This is a genomic window from Pseudomonas sp. SWRI179 (assembly GCF_014268705.1).
Lineage (GTDB): Bacteria > Pseudomonadota > Gammaproteobacteria > Pseudomonadales > Pseudomonadaceae > Aquipseudomonas > Aquipseudomonas zanjanensis.
Genome location: NZ_JABWRA010000058.1, coordinates 13,615 through 37,030 on the forward strand (window position 1 = coordinate 13,615; position 23,416 = coordinate 37,030).

A 23,416-nucleotide genomic window follows, 5' to 3' on the forward strand; every position below is an offset into this window, starting at 1 on the left:
GGCATCTCCCACATTGATGCAAGCTGACCCACCGCTGTCGCGAGCAAGCTTTGCTCCCACAGAGGCCCATGGTGGGCCAGATCCTAGCCCTTGCTGCGCAGCATTTCCTTGGGCACGTACTTGCCGATCTCGAACTTGCCAATCGCGGCGCGGTGGACTTCATCCGGGCCGTCGGCCAGGCGCAGGGTGCGTTGCATGGCGTACATGTAGGCCAGCGGGAAATCGTTGGAAACCCCAGCGCCACCGTGGATCTGGATCGCCCGGTCGATAACTTTCAACGCCACGTTCGGCGCGACGACCTTGATCTGGGCGATTTCGCTCTTCGCCACTTTATTACCGACCGTGTCCATCATGTACGCCGCCTTCAGTGTCAGCAGGCGCGCCATGTCGATTTCCATCCGAGAGTCGGCGATCTTGTCGATGTTACCGCCCAGCCGCGCCAACGGCTGGCCAAAAGCGGTGCGGCTGACGGCCCGCTTGCACATCAATTCCAAGGCGCGCTCGGCCATGCCTATCGAACGCATGCAGTGGTGAATCCGGCCCGGGCCTAGGCGCCCCTGGGCAATCTCGAAGCCGCGGCCTTCACCCAGCAGGACGTTTTCGTACGGCACCCGCACGTTATCGAACAGCACCTCCGCATGGCCGTGGGGCGCATCGTCGTAGCCGAACACCGGCAACGGCCGGACGATCTTGACCCCAGGCGTGTCCACCGGCACCAGGATCATCGAATGCTGGGCATGCCGTGGTGCATCGGGGTTGCTCAGGCCCATGAAAATCAGGATTTTGCAGCGCGGATCGCAGGCGCCTGAGGTCCACCATTTCTTGCCGTTGATCACCCACTCATCGCCGTCACGCTCGGCGCGGGCGGCCATGTTGGTGGCGTCCGAGGAGGCCACGTCCGGCTCGGTCATGGCAAAGGCCGAGCGAATCTCACCGCGCAGCAGGGGTTCGAGCCAGCGCTGCTTTTGTTCTTCATTGGCGTAGCGCACCAGCACTTCCATGTTGCCGGTATCCGGCGCCGAGCAGTTGAACGGCTCAGGCCCCAGCAACGAACGCCCCATGATCTCTGCCAATGGCGCGTATTCCAGGTTGGTCAGGCCGGCACCCAGTTCGGACTCTGGCAGGAACAGGTTCCACAGGCCTTCCGCCTTGGCCTTGGCCTTGAGCTCTTCCATGATGGCCGTGGGTTGCCAGCGGTCGCCTTCGGCCACTTGTCGTTCGAACACCGCTTCGGCCGGGTAGACGTAGGCGTCCATGAACGCCGTGACACGTTCACGCAGTTCCTGAACCTTGGGAGAATAGGCGAAATCCATGAGCAGCACCTTCTTGGCAGAGGTTGTTTTAGGTCATGAAATCGATGCTAGTTCAGCTACGAAAATTTACCTAACCTATTCTCAGCGTGTATTAACATTCATCACCGATATATGTTTCACTGATTCTCATCGCCACCCGGCACCTCACAACAAGCCCAAGAACAAGAGTGCAGCGCCATGAATCTGAGCAAGGTCGACCTCAACCTTTTCATTGTCTTCGATGCGATCTACACCGAAGCCAACCTGACCCGCGCCGGGCAGATCGTCGGCATCACTCAGCCAGCCGTGTCCAATGCCCTGGCCCGTCTGCGCGAGACCTTCAACGACCCCCTCTTCGTGCGCACCGCCCAAGGCATGGTGCCGACGCCCATGGCCCAGAACATCATCGGCCCGGTGCGCAACGCCTTGTCACTGCTACGGGTGTCAGTGCAGGAAAGCCGGATCTTCAACCCGCTGCAGGCCGTCAAGACCTATCGCATCAGCATGACCGACCTCACCGAAGGCGTGATCCTGCCACTGTTGTTCCAGCGCCTGCGTCGCCTGGCGCCGACCGTGGCGATCGAGAGTTTCCTGTCCAAGCGCCGTGAAACCACCAAGGAACTGGCCGCCGGCCGCCTCGATTTCGCCGTGGACGCGCCGCTCAACACCGACCCGCAGGTGCGCCACGTCAAGTTGATGGAAGATCGCTACGTATGCGCCATGCGCAAGGGCCATCCCCTCGCGGGCAAGGAAAAGATCAGCCTCGACGATTACCTGGCCCAAACCCACGTGCACATTTCCAGCCGCCGTAACGGGCTGGGTTACGTTGACCTGGCCCTCGGCAAGATGGGCATCCAACGCAAGATCGCCTTGCGCTCCCAGCATTACTTGATGGCCTCCCAAGTGCTGCAGCAGACCGACATGGTCATGACCGTCCCCGAGCGCTTTGCCCGGCGTCACGATTTGCACGCCTTCCTGCTTCCGGTCAACGACGTGCCACCGGTGGAAACCCATCTCTACTGGCACGAAAGCACCGACCAGGACCCGGCCAACCGCTGGATGCGCGAGCAGATGATCGAGCTGTGCCAGCAGGTGACGGCCCATGAGAAGAAGCTCGATCAGGTGGTGTAACGTTATAGACCGCGTCATCGTTCTTCGCGAGCAAGCCCGCTCCCACATTAGTCCTGAGTACATGCTGCATTTGTGTACGACGCAGAACCTGTGGGAGCGGGCTTGCTCGCGAAGAGGCCCGCACAGGCAACACATCCGCGATTGCTTGACGCGCACGTCAACCTGCCTTTAGCTTAGCGCCAGCCCCTTTCGTTTCGAGCGCTTCCATGAGCAGCCAGACCTACAGCATCTCCGACCTCGCCCGCGAATTGGATATCACCACACGGGCCATCCGTTTCTATGAAGAACAAGGCCTGTTGAGCCCGGAGCGACGGGGTCAGGAGCGCATTTACTCGCCGCGGGACAAGGTCAGCCTGAAGCTGATTCTGCGTGGCAAGCGCATTGGTTTTTCCCTCGCTGAGTGCCGCGAGCTGATCGAACTCTACGACCCCACCAGCGGCAACCAGAAACAACTGCACAGCATGCTGGCAAAAATCGCCGAGCGCCGGGAACAGCTCGAGCAGCAATTGCTGGACATCGAACAGATGAAGCTGGAACTCGACACCGCCGAAGAACGTTGCATCCAGGCGCTGGAGCAGACGCTCAAGGGCGAGGAAATCGCCCAGTAACAACACGACTCCCTTGTGGGAGCGGGCTTGCTCGCGAAGGCGCCCGGACAGTCAATATCAATGTCGACTGACACGCCGTCTTCGCGAGCAAGCCCGCTCCCACAAGGGAGCAGCACTCGCCACTATTACAGGTCAATCCCCATGTCCCTCCCCTCCTTTGTACGCTTGATCGAAGTCGGCCCCCGCGACGGGTTGCAGAATGAAGCCCAGCCCATCAGCGTCGCCGACAAGGTGCGTTTGGTGGACGCCCTGAGCGCCGCCGGCCTGGGTTACATCGAAGTCGGCAGTTTCGTCTCGCCCAAGTGGGTGCCGCAAATGGCCGGGTCCGCCGAGGTGTTCGCGCAGATCCAGCGCAAGCCCGGTGTGACTTATGGCGCCCTGGCGCCCAACCTGCGGGGGTTCGAAGATGCACTGGCGGCGGGCGTAAAAGAAGTGGCGGTGTTCGCTGCCGCGTCCGAAGCATTTTCCCAGCGCAACATCAATTGTTCCATCAAGGAAAGCCTGGAGCGTTTCGCGCCGATCATGGACGCCGCCAGACAGCACGGCGTCAGTGTGCGCGGCTACGTCTCTTGCGTGCTGGGCTGCCCGTATGAAGGGGCGGTCAAGCCTGAGCAGGTCGCGTGGGTCGCTCGGGAGCTGTATGCGATGGGCTGCTACGAAGTCTCCCTGGGTGACACCATCGGCACGGGCACCGCTGGCGCCACCCGCAGGATGTTCGAGGTGGTGGGCGCCGATGTGCCGCGGGACAAACTCGCCGGTCACTTCCACGACACTTACGGCCAGGCTATGGCCAATGTGTACGCCAGCCTGCTGGAAGGCATCGCGGTCTTCGACAGCTCCATCGCCGGCCTCGGCGGCTGCCCGTATGCCAAGGGCGCCAGCGGTAACGTCGCCACCGAAGACGTGCTGTACCTGCTCAATGGCTTGGGTATCGAAACCGGCGTCGACCTGGACGCACTGATCGCCGCGGGCCGGCAGATTTGTGACGTGCTCGGCCGCCCCAGCGGTTCGCGCGTGGCCAAGGCCCGCAACGCACAGTGAGGTGTTACCGCTGGCTTTATAACAGCGGCGAAACGAGTAACACGGAAACAATTTGTCGGGTTTGGTCCGTCAGGTTTTTCAGCCGAAAATCACAACCTATTGATTTGTATAGAACTTTAAAAGTTGGCACGCCACATGCTATATCTCTGGCATAACAAGAATAAAAAAACGCAGCAAACCCAATAAAAACAAGACGAAACGACTCTGACATAACAAAAACAACACGGCAGAGACGCAGCTAACAGATTTTTTTGGAGAAGATGGGCTTTTCAGGGTGCTTCCAGAAGCAACCCGCAACCGGGCAGAGAACAATAAAACTACCTTCAGGTAGCTCCCGAATCGGTTGGATCGCAAAGCGAAAAAGCAAATCAGCGCTCAAAAAAATACGTTTGCTCTTGATCCCGGATGGGGATCGCCAAAAACAGCGGTAAAGGGCCACGGCTGCCAATAACAACAACAGGCCGCCCCTCAATAATAAAAAAAGAGCACGCGACGACAAAATTAAAGGGGAGCTTCGGCTCCCCTTTGTGCTGTCTGGGGTTTGGGTTTTGTGGGAGCGAGCCTGCTCGCGAAGGGGCCCGGACAGTCAATATCAATGTCGACTGACACACCGCTTTCGCGAGCAAGCCCGCTCCCACAAGGCAATGCTGTTCACTTAAGGCAATCGACAAACCCGTGGCGAGGGAGCTTGCTCCCGCTGGGCCGCGAAGCGGCCCCAAAACCTCTCAATCGCGGCGTATCAGGCACACCACACCCGCCGGTTTACGACTGCTTCGCAGCCGAGCGGGAGCAAGCTCCCTCGCCACAGGTTCATCATTTTTAAGTGAACGGCATTAGCCCCCACAGGGGATCTTGCTCACCCTTCTCTATCACGCAGTTCTTCGATACTGATCTCGCGCATGCGGAATTTCTGGATTTTGCCAGTGACCGTCATCGGGAACTCTTCAACAAATTTGAAATGACGCGGCGTCTTGAAATGGGCGATGCGTTCCTTGCACCAGGCCTGCAGCGCTTGCTCGGAGGCGCTGTGGCCGGGGTGGAACTTGATCCAGGCGACGATTTCCTCGCCATAGCGCGAACACGGAATGCCGATCACTTGCACATCCGCCACCGCCGGATGGGTGAAGAAGAACTCCTCCAGCTCGCGCGGGTAAATATTCTCCCCGCCACGAATGATCATGTCCTTGTTGCGCCCGACGATGCAGACGTAACCCTGTTCGTCCATGGTCGCCAGGTCGCCGGTGTGCATCCAGCCATCCGCGTCGATGGCATCAGCGGTGCCCTTGGGGTTGTTCCAGTAGCCGAGCATCACACTGTAGCCACGGGTACACAATTCGCCGACCGCGCCACGCGGGACGACCTGGCCTGCCTCATCGATAATCTTGCTTTCCAGGTGTGGCTGGGTGCGGCCGACGGTGGTCACCCGCAGCTCCAGCTCGTCTGAAGGACCGGTCTGCAACGACACCGGACTGGTTTCCGTCATGCCGTAGGCAATCTGCACTTCAGCCATGTGCATCTCGTTGATGACCCGCCGCATCACTTCGATCGGACATGTAGCCCCAGCCATGATGCCCGTGCGCAGGCTGGACAGGTCGAAGTCGAGCCGCTGCGGCTGGTCCAGCAGGGCGATGAACATGGTCGGCACGCCATACAGCGCGGTGGCTTTTTCTTCGGCCACGGCTTTTAGCGTCAGCAACGGGTCGAAGGCATCGTTGGGGTAGATCATGGTGCTGCCATGGGTCACACAGCCCAGGTTGCCCATGACCATACCGAAGCAATGGTAGAGCGGCACCGGGATCACCAGCCGGTCGCCAGCCGTCAGGCCCAGGCTTTCGCCGACCATGTAACCGTTGTTGAGAATGTTGTGGTGGCTGAGGGTCGCGCCCTTGGGAAAGCCGGTGGTGCCGGAGGTGTATTGGATATTCACTGGCTGATCGAAGTGCAGGCTGGATTGGCGCTCGGCCAGTTGTCCTGGCGTCACCGCCGCCCCCAGGGCGGCCAGTTGTGACCAAGGCAAAAAGCCTGACGGGGGTTGGGGATCGAGGCTGACTACACCGCGCAAATCCGGCAGGCGTTCGCTCTGCAACTGACCGATCGATTGTTCCGCCAGCTCCGGAGCCAGCGCTTGCAACATGGCGTGGTAATCCGAGGTCTTGAACGCCCCGGCACACACCAGCCATTGGCACCCGGACTGTTTGAGCACGTATTCGAGTTCGGAGACTCGATAGGCCGGATTGATGTTGACCAGAATGACGCCGATCTTCGCACTGGCGAACTGGCTGATGCACCACTGGGCGCAATTGGGCGCCCACACGCCGAGACGGTCGCCGGTTTTCAAGCCCAGCGCCAACAAGGCCCGGGCATGCAGATCGACGGCCTCAGCCAGTTGCCCCCAGGTATAACGCAACGATTGATGACGAACCACCAACGCCTCGCCCTCTGGATGACGGGCCACGGTCTGGTCGAAAACCTCGCCAATGGTTTGCGCCAGCAAGGCCTTGTCCTGCGAGCCGCGGGTGTAGCTGAGCTGCGAATGCGAACCGGTTTGATCCATGACGCCCCCTCTTGTCTTTATTAGTGGGTGTAGCGGTGGAACCTCATGCACGAATGTCGTAGTGGCTGGTAGGAGCTGTGTAGGAGCTGTCGAGTGCAACGAGGCTGCGATCTTTCCCCAGACACTTCAGTCCCAAGCGAAAGATCAAAAGATCGCAGCCTTCGGCAGCTCCTACACGCGCTCGAGCGGGAGCAAGCTCCCTCGCCACAAAAGCTGTTTCAAAACACCCGTACTCTGGCTTAAGTTGACGTTAACGTAAAGGGCGATTGACAGCCTCTCGTCGCAGGCTTACGTTAACGTAAAGGTAGAGCATTTCCCGCTCTCCGCACCCGATAAAAAAGCCAAAGGTGTCCCATGAGCTACCCATCCCTGAATTTTGCCCTCGGCGAAACCATCGACATGTTGCGCGACCAGGTGCAAGCCTTCGTCAAGGCCGAACTGGCGCCTCGCGCAGCGCAGATCGATATCGACAACCTGTTTCCCGCTGACATGTGGCGCAAATTCGGTGACATGGGCCTGCTGGGCATCACCGTACCGGAAGAATACGGCGGCGCTGGCCTGGGCTACCTGGCCCACGTGGTGGCGATGGAAGAAATCAGCCGCGGCTCGGCCTCGGTCGCCCTCTCCTATGGCGCCCATTCCAACCTCTGCGTGAACCAGATCAACCGCAACGGCACTCACGAACAGAAAACCAAGTACCTGCCCAAACTGATCAGCGGCGAACACATCGGCGCCCTGGCGATGAGCGAACCGAACGCCGGCTCCGACGTGGTTTCCATGAAACTGCGGGCCGACAAGCGCGGCGACAAATACGTCCTCAACGGCAGCAAGACCTGGATCACCAACGGCCCCGATGCCAACACCTACGTGATCTACGCCAAGACCGACCTGGAAAAAGGCGCCCACGGCATCACCGCTTTCATCGTCGAGCGCGACTGGAAAGGCTTCAGCCGCAGCAACAAGTTCGACAAGCTCGGCATGCGCGGCTCCAACACGTGCGAGCTGTTTTTCGATGACGTCGAAGTGCCGGAAGAAAACATCCTCGGCGCCCTCAACGGTGGCGTGAAAGTCCTGATGAGCGGCCTCGACTACGAGCGCGTGGTGCTGTCCGGCGGCCCGACCGGGATCATGCAAGCCTGCATGGACCTGATCGTGCCCTACATCCACGACCGCAAACAGTTCGGCCAAAGCATCGGCGAATTCCAGCTGATCCAAGGCAAGGTCGCCGACATGTACACCCAGCTCAACGCCAGCCGCGCCTACCTGTATGCGGTGGCCCAGGCTTGCGAGCGCGGCGAAACCACCCGCAAGGATGCCGCCGGGGTGATCCTCTACAGCGCCGAGCGCGCCACGCAAATGGCCCTCGACGCGATCCAGATCCTGGGGGGCAATGGCTACATCAATGAATTCCCCGCCGGTCGTCTGCTGCGGGACGCCAAGCTGTATGAAATTGGTGCTGGCACCAGTGAGATTCGTCGGATGTTGATCGGCCGCGAACTGTTTAACGAGACGAAATGAATTTCGTCAGTTGCAAGCGACAAGCTCCAAGCGGCAAGAGAAACGCGCTCTGGCTTGCAGCTTGTGGCTTGAAGCTAACAGCTGCTACGGAGTAGCCATGATTCTGCACACTCAGCTCAACCCACGTTCGCCGGAGTTCATCGCCAACCGCGATGCGATGCTCGGACACGTCGAAGCCCTGCGCACCCTGCTCGCGCACATTCGCCAGGGCGGCGGACCCAAGGCCCAGGAGCGGCATACTTCACGAGGCAAATTGCTGCCCCGTGAGCGCATCAACCGATTGCTGGATCCGGGCTCGCCGTTCCTGGAGATCAGTCCATTGGCGGCCCATGAAGTCTATGGCGAAGACGTGCCGGCGGCCGGCGTGATTGCCGGCATTGGCCGCGTGGAAGGCGTCGAATGCATGATTGTCGCCAATGACGCGACGGTCAAAGGTGGCTCCTACTATCCGTTGACGGTGAAAAAACACCTGCGCGCCCAAACCATCGCCCAGCAGAATCGCCTGCCGTGCATTTACCTGGTGGATTCAGGCGGCGCCAACCTGCCGCGCCAGGATGAAGTGTTCCCGGACCGCGAGCACTTTGGCCGGATCTTCTTCAACCAGGCCAACATGAGCGCCCTGGGTATCCCGCAGATTGCCGTGGTCATGGGTTCCTGTACCGCTGGCGGCGCTTATGTGCCGGCCATGGCGGACGAGGCGATCATGGTCCGCCAGCAAGCGACGATTTTCCTCGCCGGCCCACCCTTGGTAAAAGCCGCCACCGGTGAAGTGGTCAGCGCCGAAGACTTGGGCGGCGCCGATGTGCACTGCAAGATTTCCGGCGTGGCGGATCACTATGCCGACAGCGACGAACATGCCCTGGCCCTGGCCCGGCGCAGCGTGGCCAACCTCAATTGGCGCAAACTCGGTGAGTTGCAGCGTCGCCAGCCCATCGCCCCGCTGTATTGCAGCGATGAGCTGTACGGCGTGGTATCGGCCGATGCCAAGCAGCCGTTCGATGTGCGGGAAGTGATCGCGCGCCTGGTGGACGGTTCGGTGTTCGATGAGTTCAAGGCGCTGTTCGGCACGACCCTGGTGTGCGGTTTCGCTCATTTGCACGGCTACCCGATCGCAATCCTGGCCAACAATGGCATCCTCTTCGCCGAGGCCGCGCAGAAAGGCGCGCACTTCATCGAACTGGCCTGTCAGCGCGGGATCCCGTTGCTGTTCTTGCAGAACATCACCGGTTTCATGGTCGGGCAGAAATACGAAGCCGGTGGCATCGCCAAGCACGGCGCAAAACTGGTGACCGCGGTGGCCTGCGCCAAGGTGCCGAAATTCACCGTGATCATCGGCGGCAGTTTCGGCGCGGGCAACTACGGCATGTGCGGCCGCGCCTATGATCCACGGTTCCTGTGGATGTGGCCAAACGCGCGAATTGGCGTGATGGGGGCCGAGCAGGCGGCCGGCGTGCTGGTGCAAGTCAAGCGTGAACAAGCCGAACGCAGTGGCCAGCCCTTCAGCGCCGAGCAGGAAGCCGAGATCAAACAACCGATCCTCGATCAGTACGAAGAACAGGGTCACCCCTATTACTCCAGCGCACGGCTGTGGGACGACGGCGTCATCGACCCGGCCCAGACCCGCGATGTACTGGGCCTGGCCTTGTCCGCGTCACTGAACGCGCCTATCGAACCGAGCCGCTTCGGCGTGTTCCGGATGTAAACGGGGAATGACCATGGAAAACTTCAACACCCTCGAACTGCACACCGACCCGCGGGGCGTCGCCACCCTGTGGCTCAGTCGCGAGTCGAAGAACAACGCGTTCAACGCCGAAATGATCCGCGAACTGATCCTCGCCCTGGACCACGTCGGCAGCGATCCAAACCTGCGTTTCCTGCTGATCCGCGGTCGCGGCAAGCATTTCAGCGCCGGCGCCGACCTGGCCTGGATGCAGCAATCGGCTGAGCTCGACTACCACACCAACCTCGATGACGCCCGGGAACTGGCGGAGCTGATGTACAACCTCGCCAAACTGAAGATTCCTACGCTGGCTGTCGTCCAGGGTGCGGCGTTCGGTGGCGCGCTGGGGCTTATCAGTGCCTGTGACATGGCCATTGGCGCCAATGAAGCACAGTTTTGCCTGTCGGAAGTGCGCATTGGCCTGGCCCCGGCAGTGATCAGCCCGTTCGTGGTGCAAGCCATCGGCGAGCGGGCGGCGCGTCGCTATGCGCTGACAGCGGAACGTTTCGACGGGCAGCGTGCGAAAGAGATCGGTTTGCTGTCGGAAAGTTACCCAGTCGAGACCCTGGACCAGCAGGTCGAACAATGGATCGACAACCTGTTGCTCAACAGCCCGGCGGCCATGCGCGCCAGCAAGGAACTGCTGCGTGAAGTCGGCAACGGCGCCCTGACCCCGGCGCTGCGACGCTATACCGAAAACGCCATCGCCCGCATCCGCGTCAGCGCGGAGGGCCAGGAAGGCCTGCGGGCCTTTCTGCAAAAGCGTGCGCCGAACTGGCAAGCCGAATCGAATAACAAGGAGTCGCGTCGATGAGCGCCCCTGCCCTCACTACGTTGCTGGTGGCCAACCGCGGCGAAATCGCCTGCCGCGTGATGCGCACCGCCAAGGCCATGGGCCTGACCACCGTTGCGGTCCACAGCGCCACCGACCGTGATGCCCGCCACAGCCGTGAAGCCGACATTCGCGTGGACCTGGGCGGCAGCAAGGCTGCCGACAGTTACCTGCAAATCGATAAATTGATCGCCGCGGCCAAAGCCAGCGGTGCCCAAGCCATCCATCCCGGTTATGGCTTTCTGTCCGAGAACGCCGGGTTCGCCCGGGCGATTGAAAGCGCCGGGCTGATCTTCCTCGGTCCACCGGCCTCGGCCATCGACGCCATGGGCAGCAAATCGGCGGCCAAGACGTTGATGGAGACCGCCGGAGTGCCGCTGGTGCCCGGCTATCACGGCGAATTCCAGGACCTGGAGACCTTTCGCGACGCCGCCGAGCGCATCGGCTACCCCGTATTGCTCAAGGCCACCGCCGGCGGTGGCGGCAAGGGCATGAAAGTCGTCGAGGACGTCAACCAACTGGCCGAAGCCCTGGCCTCGGCCCAGCGCGAGGCGCAGTCCTCGTTTGGCGACTCACGGATGCTGGTGGAAAAATACCTGCTCAAGCCACGCCATGTGGAAATCCAAGTATTTGCCGACCAACATGGCAACTGCCTGTACCTCAACGAGCGCGATTGCTCGATCCAGCGCCGCCACCAGAAAGTCGTGGAAGAAGCCCCCGCGCCCGGCCTGACCCCGCAATTGCGCCGGGCCATGGGTGAAGCCGCCGTGCGCGCGGCCCAGGCGATCGGTTATGTCGGGGCCGGTACGGTGGAGTTCCTGCTGGATGCCCGGGGCGAATTTTTCTTCATGGAGATGAACACCCGGTTGCAGGTCGAGCATCCGGTCACCGAAGCGATCACTGGACTGGACCTGGTGGCCTGGCAGATTCGCGTGGCCCAAGGCGAGCCATTGCCGCTCACTCAGGCGCAAGTACCGCTGCGCGGCCACGCCATCGAAGTGCGGTTGTATGCCGAAGACCCGGCCAACGATTTCCTGCCCGCCACCGGGCGGCTGGCGTTGTATCGCGAATCGGCCGAGGGGCCGGGGCGGCGAGTCGACAGCGGGGTTGAAGAAGGCGATGAAATCTCGCCGTTCTACGACCCGATGCTCGGCAAGCTGATCGCCTGGGGTGAAGACCGCGAGCAGGCGCGCTTGCGGCTGTTGAGCATGCTCGACGAATTTGCCATTGGCGGGCTGAAGACCAACATCGGCTTCCTGCGACGGATCATCGCCCACCCCGCCTTCGCAACGGCGGAACTGGACACCGGATTTATCCCACGTTACCAGACGCAATTACTGCCAGAGCCCGGCGAATTGGATGACGCGTTCTGGTTCGCCGCCGCCCAAGGGTTCGCCTTGAGCCTGACCCCGCGTGTACGCGGCGATGATGCCGACTCACCCTGGGCCAGCACCACCGGGTTGCGTCTGGGGCTGCCCAGGGAAACCACCTTGCACCTGAGCTGTGAAGGCCAGGATCGCGCACTGACGCTGGACGGCACCATCTGTTGCGCGGAACTCAAGGGTGAGCAACTGACGGTCGAGCACCACGGCCTGCGCCGCAGCCACCGGACCATTCGCCAGGGCGACAGCTTGTACCTGCAATGGGAAGGTGACCTGCACCGGATCGACCTGTACGACCCGCTGGCCGCCGCCGAAGCCAGCCACAGCCATCAAGGCGGCCTGGTGGCGCCCATGAACGGCAGCATCGTGCGGGTCTTGGTGAATGTCGGCCAGACAGTGGAGGCCGGGGCTCAACTGGTGGTGCTGGAAGCCATGAAAATGGAGCACAGCATTCGTGCGCCCCAAGCTGGCGTGATCAAGGCGCTGTACTGCCAGGAAGGTGAAATGGTCAGCGAAGGCAGCGCCCTGGTGGCGTTCGAAGAATAGGCATCGGCCCGCTCCCAGGGCCGATCCAGTCAGAACCTGATGGTGGCCTGCACCACCACACCGATGATGCGGCATTGCTCGGTGTACAGGTTTTTCGGGTAAGTCGGATTGAGCGGAACCAGGTAACGCTGCCCGCTCTCTTCGATCAATTTGCGAAAGGTCGCGTCACTGCTGCCGGGCAGGCAAGCGACCACCAATTTGCCGGGCACCGCCTCGATGGCCGGGTCCACCAGGATCGACATGCCCTCGGGAATGCTCAACCCGTTGGGTGCGGTCATCGCATCGCCCACCACCACCAGCCAGAATGCATCGCCCAGGGCGTGGTAGTCCGTCAGTTCGTAGCGCGCCTGGCTGTAGGCGCCAGGATCACCTTCACGAATCTCGCCCACCTCGTGCCACTCACTGACCGGGTAACGGAAGTACGGGTTGTACTTCTGCGCCAGGGCCATGCCTTCTTCGGTGGAGGTGTCCGGCTCGCGGATCACCATCGCCACTTCCAGAAACTCCAGCCCCAGCTCCCGCAGGACCCGGTTCATGTCGTCGACACTGGGCTGCCGGCGCTTGGTCAGCCAATGGCCGACGCCGCCCTGGGACATGCCCAACCGCTCTGCGAGCACCACTTGCGTGATGTGCAGCTCCTTCATCTTGGCCTTGACCAACTCTATCCATTTATCCATGTGCGGCACGATACGTGGGTGACCCCGACCCTCAAAACACAAATTGTAGTATTTAAATTGTCGTCACAATTACGGTAAGTACTATTCTGGGTTCAGGAGTTCAGCCCCCACACACGGAGATTTTCATCACCATGGACACACCCAATACAGACCAGCCCAGCAGCCCTTTCGATGGCACATTCCCTTCACTGCAGGATTGCCCGGCGGCCAAACGCGCCCTCGACTACTACTTGAAACCAAGTGTTTCACCAGCCCAGGCAGAACATCGCTTCTTCGAGGTCAGCCGCAGTGTCAACGCGGAAGAAGCCCTTGTCCACGCCTGCGACCTGTTGCGCTGCGCAGCGGCGACCGCCCATGAGTCGGCCAGCCAGTTGGAGGGTTCGAGTCGTGACCTGGCGTTTTCGGTGGTGCACATGATCGATCTGGTCAAGGTGATGCTCGACCGATCCCTGGATGGCTACCCTACTCGCTAGCGGTAACCCTTTGGAATGTCGTCGCGAATGCGGACGAAGAGAAAAAATTTCCAATCGATGCGATCAAATCATTTGACTTCCAAATGATAATGATTATTATTGCATCAGCTGGTCGCGAGATCAGTCGATAGGCCAGAAGACCTTAGGTCGGACTTCTGGAATATCTCCTCATCAGGCTAATCACGGTTTTTGACCCGGCTTTTTGCCGGGTCTTTTTTTGCCGATTTTTCGGCTTATGTCTTCAGGCTAATGAAGTCTTTCAGGGTGCTGCCAATTCGATGGCGGCGATCATAACAAATGAATATCTGTTTACAAGAGTCGCCTCGCCACACAGGCGAAAACTATCGACAACCAGCACTTGAGAATCAATTGCAGACTCTCTAAGCTGGCTCCGCGTCCAGGGAGGACGCCCCCCTTCTTTACCTGATGCAAATCGTCCCGGTTTCGTCTTTCTTGCGTGTAAAGTAACGGTCATGAAAATCCTTTCCAGGAACCGTGACCGTGGCTAAATCTTCCTTTGATATCAGTGCCAATTTCGACAGCGGCAACATCGAGGTCGTCGACATCAGCAACCCGTTGCAGTCGTTGCTCAAGATCAGGCCCGACACCCGCAGCGCCCATTTCCAGTGGTTCCATTTCAAGGCCAGCGGCTTGCACGTCGGCCAGGAATATTCCTTCCGCCTGCTCAACGCCAGTCAATCGTCCTATAACAAGGCCTGGACGGGCTACCAGACCGTTGCTTCCTACGATCACGTCAATTGGTTCCGCATTCCGACCCAGTTTGAAGGCGACGCCCTGCGCTTTCACCTGGAGGCCGAGCAGCCCCACGCCTGGTTCGCCTACTTCGAACCCTACAGCCGTGGCCGTCATGACTGGCTGATCGAGCAAGCACAGCACAAGGCCGGCACCGAGCTATTGGCGGTCGGTAAAAGCGTCGAAGGCCGGGACATTCAACTGCTGCGCAAGGGCAGCGGCGCCGAAGGCCGGCGCAAAGTCTGGATCATCGCCCAGCAGCACCCCGGCGAGCACATGGCCGAATGGTTCATGGAAGGCGTGATCGAACGCCTCCAACAGCATGACGATGCGCAACTGAACCGGTTGCTCGCCAAGGCCGATCTGTACCTGGTGCCGAACATGAATCCGGACGGTGCCTTCCATGGTCATCTGCGGACCAACGCCATGGGCCAGGACCTCAACCGTGCCTGGCAGAACGCCAGTCCGGAAATCAGCCCTGAGGTCTTTTTCGTCCAGCAGCAAATGGAAAAGTATGGCGTCGATCTGTTTCTCGATGCGCACGGCGATGAGGAAATCCCCCACGTCTTCACCGCCGGTTGCGAAGGCAACCCGGGCTACACGCCACGCATTGCCGAGCTCGAAGAGCGCTTTCGCAGCCAACTCAAGCACCAGACCAAAGACTTCCAGACCGCTCACGGCTACACCCGCGACGAACCGGGCCAGGCCAACATGACCCTGGCCTGTAACGCAGTCGGGCAGAAATATGACTGCCTGTCCCTGACCCTGGAGATGCCATTCAAGGACCACGACGATCACCCGAACCCGATCACCGGCTGGTCCGGCAAACGCTCGATGCAACTGGGCAAGGATGTGTTGAGCACCATCGAGGCCATGGTAGACGAATTGCGCTGAGCCAACGACCTGATCATCTCCCTAGTCTAGGGTGAACACCTGTGGCGAGGGAGCTTGCTCCCGCTCGGCGGCGCAGCCGTCGTAAAACCGGCTGACGCAATCTGCCTGGAAGATTGCGTCAGCCCATTTGGGGCGGCTGCGCCACCCAGCGGGAGCAAGCTCCCTCGCCACTGGGTTCATCAGCCCTTGCCACGCAACATACTGTCCAACACCTCATCCCGGCGCACCCACGCGTGAAACAGCGCCGCCGCCAAATGCACCAGCACAGTCACGAATAACAAATAAGCCAGGTACCCATGGGCCTTGCGCAGCAGCGCGAACGTCTGGGCGTGGGCAGGCAGGATCGAAGGCAGTTGCAACGAGTCGCTGAGCATCACCGGGTCCCCCGCCGCCGAAATCATGCCCCAGCCCAACAGCGGCAGGATCAGCATCAAGGCGTACAACAACACATGGGAGGCGTTTGCCGCCAGCACTTGCCAGCCCGGCAGATCGGCCGGCAGCGGCGGTTGACGAGTGGTAAAGCGCACCAGCAGACGGACGATCACCAGCAGCAAAATCGCGATGCCCAATGGCTTGTGCAATTGCAGCAGCCATTCATGGCGTTCGGACACCGAGGCGACCATGCCCGCTCCGATAAACAGCATGGCGATGATCATCAGTGCCATCAGCCAGTGGAGCAGTCGAGCCAGCGGAACAAAGTGACGAGGGGCGCTCATGGGCGGGACTCCTGGGTGGCGGGCAATTGGCTCACTTCGCTGGTACGGCGCAGATAGGAACTGGCATAGGCGGCGGAGCGCGCGACCAGCAACGGATCGTCAGAACCTTCGATCCCTTGGGGCAGGATCAGCGGGTCATAGTTGATGTCGCGGCATTCGCCGTTGTCCTGGGCCTGGGTGCGCTCCAGCACCAGCGTGCCGGCATTGAGCACCTTGCGGTCAGCGGGCCAGGCCTTGCTGGCGTCGTTCACCGGATCCCCCGGGTTGGCCAGGGTGATATTCAACTGCCAACGCAACGGCCCGGCGGCAAGACGCTTCGCCAAGTCTTGTTCGAGAAAGTCGGCGCCCTGGGGCGGCGTCGCATCGGCGGCGTCCTGGCTCAGCGGCACCACGCCCCAGCGAACGGCCTGGCGCTGCCCAGCGGGGTTGACCAGATAGAACGCGTTAATGCCGTTGTAGGTTTCGGTGGCATAGCTGGCCGACGGCTTGGCGGTCTTGATCCATTGCAGGAACGGCACCGCTTCGGGGTGCGCGGCAAAAAACGCCGGCACAGCCGCAGGGTTCGGTTTTCCAGTGGCAGGGTCCGGCGACTGGGCTTGCTGGAATTGGTAGAACGCTTCGACCGTGCCCACCGGAAACACCGGCATGCTGTTCATGCCGGTGCGCCATTGTTGGCCGTTGGCCTGGGTAAAACGCAGCGCCAGGCTACGAATCGGCACACTGCCGTCCGGCGCATAGGGGTTGCCACTGGGCAAGGCGAAACGCCCCACCACTGGTGTTTGCGGCTGCGTGAACACCTGGGCGCTGGAATAGGCGCTGGCCTCGCCCGTGCTTTGGAAATAGCCCGCGACACAGACGCCTTTGGAGTGGTTGCGTCGAAAGCCCGGATGCATGCCATTGTTTTTTTCCAGGACATTGACCAGCGCGTCCGGCGTCAAGCGCTGCGGGTCGAGGCTGCCATTGACGTAGGCAAATGCCCCGGCCAGCGCGGCAACAATCACCGCGATGCCGCTCAGGCGCAGGGTCAGGGCGGCGGCACTCAAGGGGCGCCGGCTCGACGAGGGTGAAGGATCAACCATGAGAAAGCTCCAGGGGCGCGAGGCCATTCGTTGGAAAGGACCCGTCAGACGAAGGCCCGCCAGGTTTATTCCCACGCCTCGTATTTATTTTTCCTGCACTGGAATAATCTCGTTCGCGGGGCGTCTTTCCAGTCCCGGTGCAGTGACTGCCCACAGAAACCACACTTTCATGAACACACTCGACGAACAGTTGCGCGAACTCATCCCCAGGCTACGGCGTTTTGCCGTGTCGCTGACGCGCAACCCGAGCAACGCCGACGACCTGGTGCAGATGTGCCTGGAACGGGCGTTGTCCAAATGGAACGACAAGCGCCCGGACGGCGATCTGCGGGCCTGGCTGTTTTCGATCCTGTATCGGCAGTTTCTCGACGGCCATCGCCGCTCCCGACGGTATGCGCGCATGCTGGAGTTTTTCACCGGCCGCGACGACGCCCACCCTTCGGCCGAGCGCAGCGTGATCGCGCAATCGTCCCTGCAAGCCTTCGATCAGCTCACGACGGAACAGCGCGCGCTGTTGCTCTGGGTGTCGGTGGAAGGCTTGAGTTACCAGCAAGTCGCCGACATCCTCGGCGTACCGACCGGCACGGTGATGTCGCGCCTGTCCCGCGCCCGCCAGGCCCTGCGCCAACTCAGCGATGGCGAAATCACCCGCCCCACCCTGCGGATACTCAAATGATCAGCATGCCCCCCAGCGACAGCGACCTGCACGCCTACGTCGATCGTCAACTGAGCGAAGCCGACCAGCGCCTGGTCGAGACCTACCTGGCCAACCAGCCTGAAGTCGCGGCCCGGGTCCGCGCCTGGCAACAGGACGCGCAGCATTTGCGCACGGCCCTGAGCGGCGCCTTGCAACAGCCATCCAACCCGGACCTCGACCCGGCCATGATTCGCCAGCGCCTGAAACATCGCTCCCGCCGCCACTTGGCCAACGCCGCGGTGTTGCTGCTGGCCGTCAGCGTGGGTGGCTTCGGTGGCTGGCAGGCGCGGCAGATGACCCTGCTCAGCGCCGCCGCCCCCATGGGCGATGCCCTGCAGGCATACCGGTTGATTGCTCAGCAGGGCATCCTCCCAGCCGACTACCAGAGCGGCGACGAGCAGCACATGCAAGACTGGCTCGACCGTTACTTCACTCAGGCCGACCGGCTGCCCGACCTGTCCAGCGCCGGGTTCAAGCCGGTCAGCGGGCGCTTGCTCAGCACCGAGCAAGGCGCGGCGGCGATGGTGGTCTATCAGGATCCGAGCGGTCAGAAGATCAGCTTCTACGTGCGCCCTCCCGGCCCGAGGAATTTCCTGCTGCCCCGGGGCAGTCGCCGCGATGGCGAGCTGCAGGCCGAGTACTGGTCCGGGCCGGGCTACAACTATGCGATGGTCATACCGAGTGATACGCCGACGACGCAGCGGCTCAAGCAGACCTTGAATTTCTAAGCCCCCTGGCCAATGGGAAATCTCTGTGGGAGCGGGCTTGCTCGCGAAGACGGTGTGTCAGGCGACATCACCTCGGCAGATACACCGCCTTCGCGAGCAAGCCCGCTCCCACGAGTAAACAGCGGCGTGCACAAAATCCACGTCCATCACACATCCAATGTGGGAGCGAGCCTGCTCGCGATGGCGGTAGTTCAATTAAAGATGATGTCGACTGTCACACCGCTATCGCGAGCAGGCTCGCTCCCACAGGGAACGTCAACTGCTCTTGAGTGTGTATTCACCCCTGCCCAAACACCTGCGAAGGCCTTCGCAGCAACGGGTCGAACGGGTTGATTCGCGGTCCGATCAGGGCGGCTTCGCGCTTGAGCATTTCCACCACCGTCGGCAGGCGATCCGGCCCGAGCCGGTCGCTGATCGTCGCCACGCTCAAGGCCGCCACGGCCCGGCCATCACGGTCGAGAATCGGCACGGCCACCCCGGCCATGCCCTGCAATACGCCGGTGTTGCGTCCGGCGTAGCCCAGCGCGCGCACGTTCTCCACTTCCGTGCGCAGGAAAACTTCGTCGTACAAATGGAAATCCTTGAGCCGGGGCAGGTTGTATTGAATCACCGTGTCGCGCTCTTCTTCCGGAAGGAACGCCAGGATCGCCAGGCTGCCCTGCCCCACGCCCAACGCCACGCGGCCACCGATGTCGCCGGTGAATGTGCGAATCGGAAACGGCCCCTCGCTGCGGTCCAGGCAGATGGCATCGAAACCACTGCGGGCGAGTAAAAACAGCGAGTCCCCCAAGGACGCCGACAACCGCAGCATGGCCGGACGCACCAGCTCGCGCAGGTTGCCGGTGTTCCCGGCCCGGGCCGCCAGGGCGAAAAAATCCAAGCTCAGGCGATAGCGTTTGCTGCGCGCGTCCTGCTCGACCATGCCCTCGTCCACCAGGCTGCGCAGCAGGCGATGTGTGGTGGGCTGAGACAGGCCGATGCGCTGGGCCAGTTGCGTCACCCGTTCACCGCCCTCCACCGTGTCGCCCAAGCTGCGCAACACGGCAAACAGCCTGGAGACTGCGCCGACACCGACTTCGCCTTTCTCATTATTCCGATCAATGGAATTATTCATCTATTTTCTCATTACTAAATTTATCCACTGAATGAAATTGAAAATAGTCTTCGCTTCAGTGAAATAGTCCATTGAGCCCATCCTATTCTTCGTCCTACTCTTCGTCCATACAGGGGCGATTCGAACAACAGCGGCAGCCGACTTGAGGTCGAGCGCCAACGCACCCCAGCAGCACCCTTTCGTATCTGCCCATACAAAAAAGCGCGCCTTGCGGCGACGCATAACAATCCCAGGTGGAGCGCAGCGATGGCTTTTTTGCAACTTGAAGGGCTTGGCAAACGTTACGGCGACATCGACGCCGTGGTCGCCACCCATCTGTCGGTGGAAAAAGGCGAGTTCGTCTCGCTATTGGGGCCTTCCGGCTGCGGCAAGACCACGACCTTGCAGATGATCGCCGGCTTCGTCGAAGTCAGCAGCGGGCGCATCCTGCTGGACGGCCGCGACATCACCCACGCCAAGCCCGCCAGTCGTGGCCTGGGCGTGGTGTTCCAGAGCTACGCGCTGTTTCCCCACATGTCCGTCAAGGACAACGTCGCCTTCGGCCTGCGCATGCGCAAAGTGGCCAACGCCGAGTTGCAACAACGGGTGGCTCGGGTGTTGAAACTGGTCCGCCTGGACCGTCACGCCGACCGCTACCCACGCGAACTCTCGGGTGGCCAGCGCCAACGCGTGGCACTGGCCCGGGCGCTCGTGATCGAACCGCCGGTGCTGTTACTCGACGAGCCGTTGTCCAACCTCGACGCCAACTTGCGCGAAGAGATGCAGTTCGAAATACGCCGCATCCAGCGCGAAGTCGGCATCACCACGCTGATGGTGACCCATGACCAATCCGAAGCCCTGTCGATCAGCGACCGGGTCGTGGTGATGCAGGCCGGGCGCATCACCCAGATCGACGCGCCGTACACCCTTTACGAGCACCCGCGCACCGAGTTCATTTCAGGTTTCGTCGGCAAAGCCAACCTGCTGGCCGGCAGGCGCGACAGCGCGGGTATGGTTCAAGCCTGCAGCCCGGCCGAGGGTGAGCTGACCCTGAGTTTGCGTCCGGAAAAAATCGACCTGTGCGAGGTTGGTTCAGGGCGACTGCAAGGCACCCTCACCAGCCGCTTCTTTCTCGGCAGCCAATGGCTGTACGGCGTCTCCACCCGCCTGGGTGAACTCTGCGTGGTGCGCCGCAACGATGGCTCGGCGCCCCTGGTCGAAGGCACGGCGGTGGGCCTGGATTGGGATCCGGCGCTGCTGCGGGTACTGAGCGCGGACGAGGTACCGGCATGAAGCTGATCGATGCGATGCGCCGCGGCCGGCAAGGCTACCTGATGTCCGCGCCGGCCCTGGCCCTGTACCTGGGCTTGTTGGTCATTCCGCTGGGCTTGACCTTGGTCTTGTCATTCAACGTATTCGACTATAGCTCGGGCATCAACGGCGATGCCTACACCTTCGAGCACTACACCAGCCTGTTGGGCGATCCGTACTTCTACGAGATCTTTTTGCGCACGTTCTGGATCAGCGCCCTGACCACCCTCCTGTGCGTGCTGATCGGCGTGCCCGAGGCGTACATTCTCAGCCGCATGGGCGCACCGTGGCGCTCGATTTTCCTGATCCTGATCCTCACGCCGCTGCTGATTTCGGTGGTGGTGCGGGCGTTCGGCTGGAGCCTCTTGCTCGGTGCCGACGGCCTGGTCAACCAGGCCCTGCAAGCCTTCGGCGGCGCGCCGGTGAAGCTGCTCTATACGCCGTTCGCCGTGGTCATCGCCCTGGTCCACGTGATGTTGCCGTTCATGATCATTCCGGTCTGGACCTCGCTGCAGAAACTCGACCCGGCCGCCGAGCAGGCCGCGCTATCCCTCGGGGCGAGCCAGTTCACGGTGATCCGCAAGGTGGTACTGCCGCAGATCATGCCCGGCGTGCTGTCCGGCACGCTGATTGTGTTCGGTCTCGCCGCCAGCTCCTTCGCGATTCCCGGCCTGCTCGGCGGACGGCGCTTGAAGATGGTCGCCACGTTGATCTACGACCAGTACCTGTCGGAGCTGAACTGGCCGATGGGCGCGGCCATTGCCGTCGCGCTGCTGCTGCTCAACCTGCTGATCATGCTGTCGTGGAACCGGATGATCGAAGGCCGCTACAAGAAGTCATTGGGGTAATGGGTCATGTCTAGAAACGGTCCTTTCGCGCTGTTGTTCCACGCCTTGGTGGTGATCTTCATGCTCGCGCCGCTGGTGGTGGTCTGCCTCGTCGCCTTCACTCCGGAAAACACCCTGAGCCTGCCGACCACCGAGTTTTCCCTGCGCTGGTTCCGCGCGGTGTTCGAGCGGGCGGATTTTGTCGACGCGTTCTACAACAGCCTGGTCCTGGCGTTCTGCGCGGCCTCGCTGGCGACCTTGATCGCGGTGCCGGCGGCCCTGGCGATCACCCGGCTCGAGTTTCCGGGCCGGGACTTCTTCAACGGCCTGTTCCTGTCACCGATCATCATTCCGCACCTGGTGCTCGGGGTGGCGTTGCTGCGCCTGTTTGCATTGATGGGCGTGAACGGCAGCTTCGCCTGGCTGATCTTCGCCCATGTGCTGGTGATCACGCCGTATGTGCTGCGCCTGGTGCTGGCCTCGGCCATCGGCCTGGACCGCAGCGCCGAACAGGCCGCGCAATCGCTAGGCGCCGGACGCTTCACGCTGTTCCGGCAAATCACTTTGCCGATGATCCTGCCGGGCGTGGCCGGAGGCTGGCTGCTGGCGTTCATCAACAGTTTCGATGAGGTCACGCTGTCGATCTTCGTCACCTCGCCGGCCACGCAAACCTTGCCGGTGCGCATGTACGTGTACGCCACCGAATCCATCGATCCGATGATGGCGGCAGTGTCGGCGCTGGTCATCGGGCTCACCGCGCTGACCATGATTTTGCTCGATCGGGTCTATGGCCTGGATCGGGTCCTGGTAGGCAAACAATGAGGGTGTCATGGCACTGCTGAAACGACTGGCCGAAGGCGACCGCCCGGCCCTGGACTTTATCCTCGACGGCCAGCCTGCCACCGGCCTGCTGGGCGACACGCTGCTGACCGCCGTGCTGACCTGCAGCGAACACTTGCGCGGCAGTGACTTCAGCGCCGAACCCCGGGCCGGCTTCTGCCTGATGGGTGCCTGCCAGGATTGCTGGGTGCGCCTGGGCGACGGCCGCCGCGTCCGCGCCTGCTCGACCTTGCTCGAAGCCGGACAGCACATCAGCCGCGAACCGGGGCGCCAGGTATGAACAGTGTCGGCGGGCACGGCCTCATCGCGAGCAGGCTCGCTCCCACAGGGGAACTGCGGCGCTCACAAAACCCAAGTCCACAACCAATCCCCTGTGGGAGCGGGCTTGCTCGCGAAAGCGGTCTGTCTGCTGAAACCGTCGTTGGATGTGCCGCCGTCTTCGCGAGCAAGCCCGCTCCCACAGGGGAACTGCGGCGTGCACAAAACCCAAGTCCACAACCAATCCCATGTGGGAGCGGGCTTGCTCGCGAAAGCGGTCTGCCTGCTGAAACCGTCGTTGGATGTGCCGCCGTCTTCGCGAGCAGGCTCGCTCCCACAGGGGAACTGCGGCGCTCACAAAACCCAAGTCCACAACCAATCCCATGTGGGAGCGGGCTTGCTCGCGAAAGCGGTCTGCCTGCTGAAACCGTCGTTGGATGTGCCGC

Annotated in this window: 22 protein-coding genes and 1 pseudogene; 16 read left to right on the forward strand and 7 right to left on the reverse strand. The window is 61.5% G+C overall.

Annotation, left to right across the window (positions count from 1 at the left end):
• Positions 1 to 83 precede the first annotated feature (83 nt).
• On the reverse strand, positions 84 to 1,313 hold the full coding sequence (locus HU767_RS24720; protein ID WP_024618896.1) for an acyl-CoA dehydrogenase: 1,230 nt from the start codon (positions 1,311 to 1,313) through the stop codon (positions 84 to 86).
• A 177-nt stretch (positions 1,314 to 1,490) separates the two neighbouring features.
• Here HU767_RS24720 and HU767_RS24725 point away from each other — a divergent pair, with 177 nt between their 5' ends.
• The 3 genes from HU767_RS24725 to HU767_RS24735 all read left to right on the forward strand — a co-directional run bounded on the left by HU767_RS24725 (position 1,491) and on the right by HU767_RS24735 (position 4,072).
• Positions 1,491 to 2,423: a LysR family transcriptional regulator gene (locus tag HU767_RS24725; RefSeq protein WP_186710034.1), complete on the forward strand. Its 933-nt coding sequence runs from the start codon at positions 1,491 to 1,493 to the stop codon at positions 2,421 to 2,423.
• Between the two features lie 206 nt (positions 2,424 to 2,629).
• On the forward strand, positions 2,630 to 3,031 hold the full coding sequence (locus HU767_RS24730; protein WP_186730703.1) for a MerR family DNA-binding transcriptional regulator: 402 nt from the start codon (positions 2,630 to 2,632) through the stop codon (positions 3,029 to 3,031).
• A 141-nt stretch (positions 3,032 to 3,172) separates the two neighbouring features.
• A complete protein-coding gene (locus HU767_RS24735; RefSeq protein WP_186710032.1) occupies positions 3,173 to 4,072 on the forward strand; it encodes a hydroxymethylglutaryl-CoA lyase in 900 nt (299 codons plus the stop codon).
• An 856-nt stretch (positions 4,073 to 4,928) separates the two neighbouring features.
• Here the strand turns inward: HU767_RS24735 and HU767_RS24740 are convergent.
• Positions 4,929 to 6,626, reverse strand: coding sequence for an AMP-binding protein (locus HU767_RS24740; protein WP_186710031.1), 1,698 nt, complete (start codon positions 6,624 to 6,626; stop codon positions 4,929 to 4,931).
• A 354-nt stretch (positions 6,627 to 6,980) separates the two neighbouring features.
• On the opposite strand from HU767_RS24740, the gene HU767_RS24745 reads away from it, so the two are divergent.
• The 4 genes from HU767_RS24745 to HU767_RS24760 all read left to right on the forward strand — a co-directional run bounded on the left by HU767_RS24745 (position 6,981) and on the right by HU767_RS24760 (position 12,624).
• Complete coding sequence (locus HU767_RS24745; protein ID WP_186710030.1) at positions 6,981 to 8,144, forward strand: isovaleryl-CoA dehydrogenase; 1,164 nt, start codon at positions 6,981 to 6,983, stop codon at positions 8,142 to 8,144.
• 97 nt (positions 8,145 to 8,241) lie between these two features.
• Entirely contained in the window at positions 8,242 to 9,846 is a 1,605-nt protein-coding gene (locus HU767_RS24750) for a carboxyl transferase domain-containing protein (protein WP_186730704.1), read from the forward strand.
• 13 nt (positions 9,847 to 9,859) lie between these two features.
• The gene (locus HU767_RS24755; protein WP_186710025.1) at positions 9,860 to 10,678 is read left to right on the forward strand and encodes a gamma-carboxygeranoyl-CoA hydratase; all 819 of its coding nucleotides are present in this window, start codon (positions 9,860 to 9,862) and stop codon (positions 10,676 to 10,678) included.
• Positions 10,675 to 12,624: an acetyl/propionyl/methylcrotonyl-CoA carboxylase subunit alpha gene (locus HU767_RS24760; protein ID WP_186730705.1), complete on the forward strand. Its 1,950-nt coding sequence runs from the start codon at positions 10,675 to 10,677 to the stop codon at positions 12,622 to 12,624. Before HU767_RS24755 ends, HU767_RS24760 begins: the two co-directional genes overlap by 4 nt.
• 29 nt (positions 12,625 to 12,653) lie before the next feature.
• Here the strand turns inward: HU767_RS24760 and HU767_RS24765 are convergent, their stop codons facing one another.
• Complete coding sequence (locus HU767_RS24765; protein ID WP_186710021.1) at positions 12,654 to 13,301, reverse strand: S24 family peptidase; 648 nt, start codon at positions 13,299 to 13,301, stop codon at positions 12,654 to 12,656.
• Between the two features lie 131 nt (positions 13,302 to 13,432).
• Between HU767_RS24765 and HU767_RS24770 the strand changes: the two genes are divergently transcribed.
• Positions 13,433 to 13,774, forward strand: coding sequence for a DUF3077 domain-containing protein (locus HU767_RS24770; protein WP_186710019.1), 342 nt, complete (start codon positions 13,433 to 13,435; stop codon positions 13,772 to 13,774).
• A gap of 259 nt (positions 13,775 to 14,033) precedes the next feature.
• Here HU767_RS24770 and HU767_RS24775 read toward each other — a convergent pair whose 3' ends face one another.
• Positions 14,034 to 14,249 (reverse strand): hypothetical protein, encoded by a 216-nt coding sequence (locus HU767_RS24775; RefSeq protein ID WP_186730706.1) that lies wholly within the window; start codon positions 14,247 to 14,249, stop codon positions 14,034 to 14,036.
• Positions 14,250 to 14,269: 20 nt separating this feature from the next.
• On the opposite strand from HU767_RS24775, the gene HU767_RS24780 reads away from it, so the two are divergent.
• Positions 14,270 to 15,421, forward strand: a complete 1,152-nt coding sequence (locus HU767_RS24780) for a M14-type cytosolic carboxypeptidase (protein WP_186710017.1) — start codon at positions 14,270 to 14,272, stop codon at positions 15,419 to 15,421.
• A gap of 179 nt (positions 15,422 to 15,600) precedes the next feature.
• On the opposite strand, the gene HU767_RS24785 is transcribed toward HU767_RS24780, so the two are convergent.
• Positions 15,601 to 16,137, reverse strand: a complete 537-nt coding sequence (locus HU767_RS24785; protein WP_186710015.1) for a cytochrome b — start codon at positions 16,135 to 16,137, stop codon at positions 15,601 to 15,603.
• Positions 16,134 to 17,216 carry a catalase family peroxidase gene (locus HU767_RS24790; RefSeq protein ID WP_186710014.1) on the reverse strand — a complete coding sequence of 361 codons (1,083 nt, stop codon included), beginning with the start codon at positions 17,214 to 17,216 and terminating at the stop codon, positions 16,134 to 16,136. Before HU767_RS24790 ends, HU767_RS24785 begins: the two co-directional genes overlap by 4 nt.
• 169 nt (positions 17,217 to 17,385) lie before the next feature.
• Here HU767_RS24790 and HU767_RS24795 point away from each other — a divergent pair, with 169 nt between their 5' ends.
• Complete coding sequence (locus tag HU767_RS24795) at positions 17,386 to 17,892, forward strand: sigma-70 family RNA polymerase sigma factor (protein WP_186730707.1); 507 nt, start codon at positions 17,386 to 17,388, stop codon at positions 17,890 to 17,892.
• Positions 17,889 to 18,641: an anti-sigma factor gene (locus tag HU767_RS24800; protein WP_186730708.1), complete on the forward strand. Its 753-nt coding sequence runs from the start codon at positions 17,889 to 17,891 to the stop codon at positions 18,639 to 18,641. The genes HU767_RS24795 and HU767_RS24800 overlap by 4 nt, the downstream gene beginning before the upstream one ends.
• A gap of 277 nt (positions 18,642 to 18,918) precedes the next feature.
• On the opposite strand, the gene HU767_RS24805 is transcribed toward HU767_RS24800, so the two are convergent.
• Positions 18,919 to 19,755, reverse strand: coding sequence for an IclR family transcriptional regulator (locus tag HU767_RS24805; RefSeq protein WP_186730709.1), 837 nt, complete (start codon positions 19,753 to 19,755; stop codon positions 18,919 to 18,921).
• A 246-nt stretch (positions 19,756 to 20,001) separates the two neighbouring features.
• On the opposite strand from HU767_RS24805, the gene HU767_RS24810 reads away from it, so the two are divergent.
• The 5 genes and pseudogenes from HU767_RS24810 to HU767_RS28970 all read left to right on the forward strand — a co-directional run.
• Positions 20,002 to 21,027, forward strand: a complete 1,026-nt coding sequence (locus tag HU767_RS24810) for an ABC transporter ATP-binding protein (protein WP_186730710.1) — start codon at positions 20,002 to 20,004, stop codon at positions 21,025 to 21,027.
• Complete coding sequence (locus HU767_RS24815) at positions 21,024 to 21,893, forward strand: ABC transporter permease (RefSeq protein ID WP_186710009.1); 870 nt, start codon at positions 21,024 to 21,026, stop codon at positions 21,891 to 21,893. The genes HU767_RS24810 and HU767_RS24815 overlap by 4 nt, the downstream gene beginning before the upstream one ends.
• Positions 21,894 to 21,899: 6 nt before the next feature.
• Positions 21,900 to 22,694 (forward strand): ABC transporter permease, encoded by a 795-nt coding sequence (locus tag HU767_RS24820; RefSeq protein ID WP_186710008.1) that lies wholly within the window; start codon positions 21,900 to 21,902, stop codon positions 22,692 to 22,694.
• Between the two features lie 7 nt (positions 22,695 to 22,701).
• The gene (locus HU767_RS24825; RefSeq protein WP_186710006.1) at positions 22,702 to 22,992 is read left to right on the forward strand and encodes a (2Fe-2S)-binding protein; all 291 of its coding nucleotides are present in this window, start codon (positions 22,702 to 22,704) and stop codon (positions 22,990 to 22,992) included.
• A 195-nt stretch (positions 22,993 to 23,187) separates the two neighbouring features.
• A pseudogene (locus tag HU767_RS28970) lies at positions 23,188 to 23,416 on the forward strand (hypothetical protein); the annotation flags it as partial.

What these genes read in the sequence shown, in the direction of transcription:
- HU767_RS24720 (WP_024618896.1), bottom strand. Translation starts at nt 1,313, where the DNA reads ATGGATTTCGCCTATTCTCCCAAGGTTCAGGAACTGCGTGAACGTGTC.
- HU767_RS24725 (WP_186710034.1), top strand. Translation starts at nt 1,491, where the DNA reads ATGAATCTGAGCAAGGTCGACCTCAACCTTTTCATTGTCTTCGATGCG.
- HU767_RS24730 (WP_186730703.1), top strand. Translation starts at nt 2,630, where the DNA reads ATGAGCAGCCAGACCTACAGCATCTCCGACCTCGCCCGCGAATTGGAT.
- HU767_RS24735 (WP_186710032.1), top strand. Translation starts at nt 3,173, where the DNA reads ATGTCCCTCCCCTCCTTTGTACGCTTGATCGAAGTCGGCCCCCGCGAC.
- HU767_RS24740 (WP_186710031.1), bottom strand. Translation starts at nt 6,626, where the DNA reads ATGGATCAAACCGGTTCGCATTCGCAGCTCAGCTACACCCGCGGCTCG.
- HU767_RS24745 (WP_186710030.1), top strand. Translation starts at nt 6,981, where the DNA reads ATGAGCTACCCATCCCTGAATTTTGCCCTCGGCGAAACCATCGACATG.
- HU767_RS24750 (WP_186730704.1), top strand. Translation starts at nt 8,242, where the DNA reads ATGATTCTGCACACTCAGCTCAACCCACGTTCGCCGGAGTTCATCGCC.
- HU767_RS24755 (WP_186710025.1), top strand. Translation starts at nt 9,860, where the DNA reads ATGGAAAACTTCAACACCCTCGAACTGCACACCGACCCGCGGGGCGTC.
- HU767_RS24760 (WP_186730705.1), top strand. Translation starts at nt 10,675, where the DNA reads ATGAGCGCCCCTGCCCTCACTACGTTGCTGGTGGCCAACCGCGGCGAA.
- HU767_RS24765 (WP_186710021.1), bottom strand. Translation starts at nt 13,301, where the DNA reads ATGGATAAATGGATAGAGTTGGTCAAGGCCAAGATGAAGGAGCTGCAC.
- HU767_RS24770 (WP_186710019.1), top strand. Translation starts at nt 13,433, where the DNA reads ATGGACACACCCAATACAGACCAGCCCAGCAGCCCTTTCGATGGCACA.
- HU767_RS24775 (WP_186730706.1), bottom strand. Translation starts at nt 14,249, where the DNA reads ATGACCGTTACTTTACACGCAAGAAAGACGAAACCGGGACGATTTGCA.
- HU767_RS24785 (WP_186710015.1), bottom strand. Translation starts at nt 16,137, where the DNA reads ATGAGCGCCCCTCGTCACTTTGTTCCGCTGGCTCGACTGCTCCACTGG.
- HU767_RS24790 (WP_186710014.1), bottom strand. Translation starts at nt 17,216, where the DNA reads ATGGTTGATCCTTCACCCTCGTCGAGCCGGCGCCCCTTGAGTGCCGCC.
- HU767_RS24795 (WP_186730707.1), top strand. Translation starts at nt 17,386, where the DNA reads ATGAACACACTCGACGAACAGTTGCGCGAACTCATCCCCAGGCTACGG.
- HU767_RS24800 (WP_186730708.1), top strand. Translation starts at nt 17,889, where the DNA reads ATGATCAGCATGCCCCCCAGCGACAGCGACCTGCACGCCTACGTCGAT.
- HU767_RS24805 (WP_186730709.1), bottom strand. Translation starts at nt 19,755, where the DNA reads ATGAATAATTCCATTGATCGGAATAATGAGAAAGGCGAAGTCGGTGTC.
- HU767_RS24810 (WP_186730710.1), top strand. Translation starts at nt 20,002, where the DNA reads ATGGCTTTTTTGCAACTTGAAGGGCTTGGCAAACGTTACGGCGACATC.
- HU767_RS24815 (WP_186710009.1), top strand. Translation starts at nt 21,024, where the DNA reads ATGAAGCTGATCGATGCGATGCGCCGCGGCCGGCAAGGCTACCTGATG.
- HU767_RS24820 (WP_186710008.1), top strand. Translation starts at nt 21,900, where the DNA reads ATGTCTAGAAACGGTCCTTTCGCGCTGTTGTTCCACGCCTTGGTGGTG.
- HU767_RS24825 (WP_186710006.1), top strand. Translation starts at nt 22,702, where the DNA reads ATGGCACTGCTGAAACGACTGGCCGAAGGCGACCGCCCGGCCCTGGAC.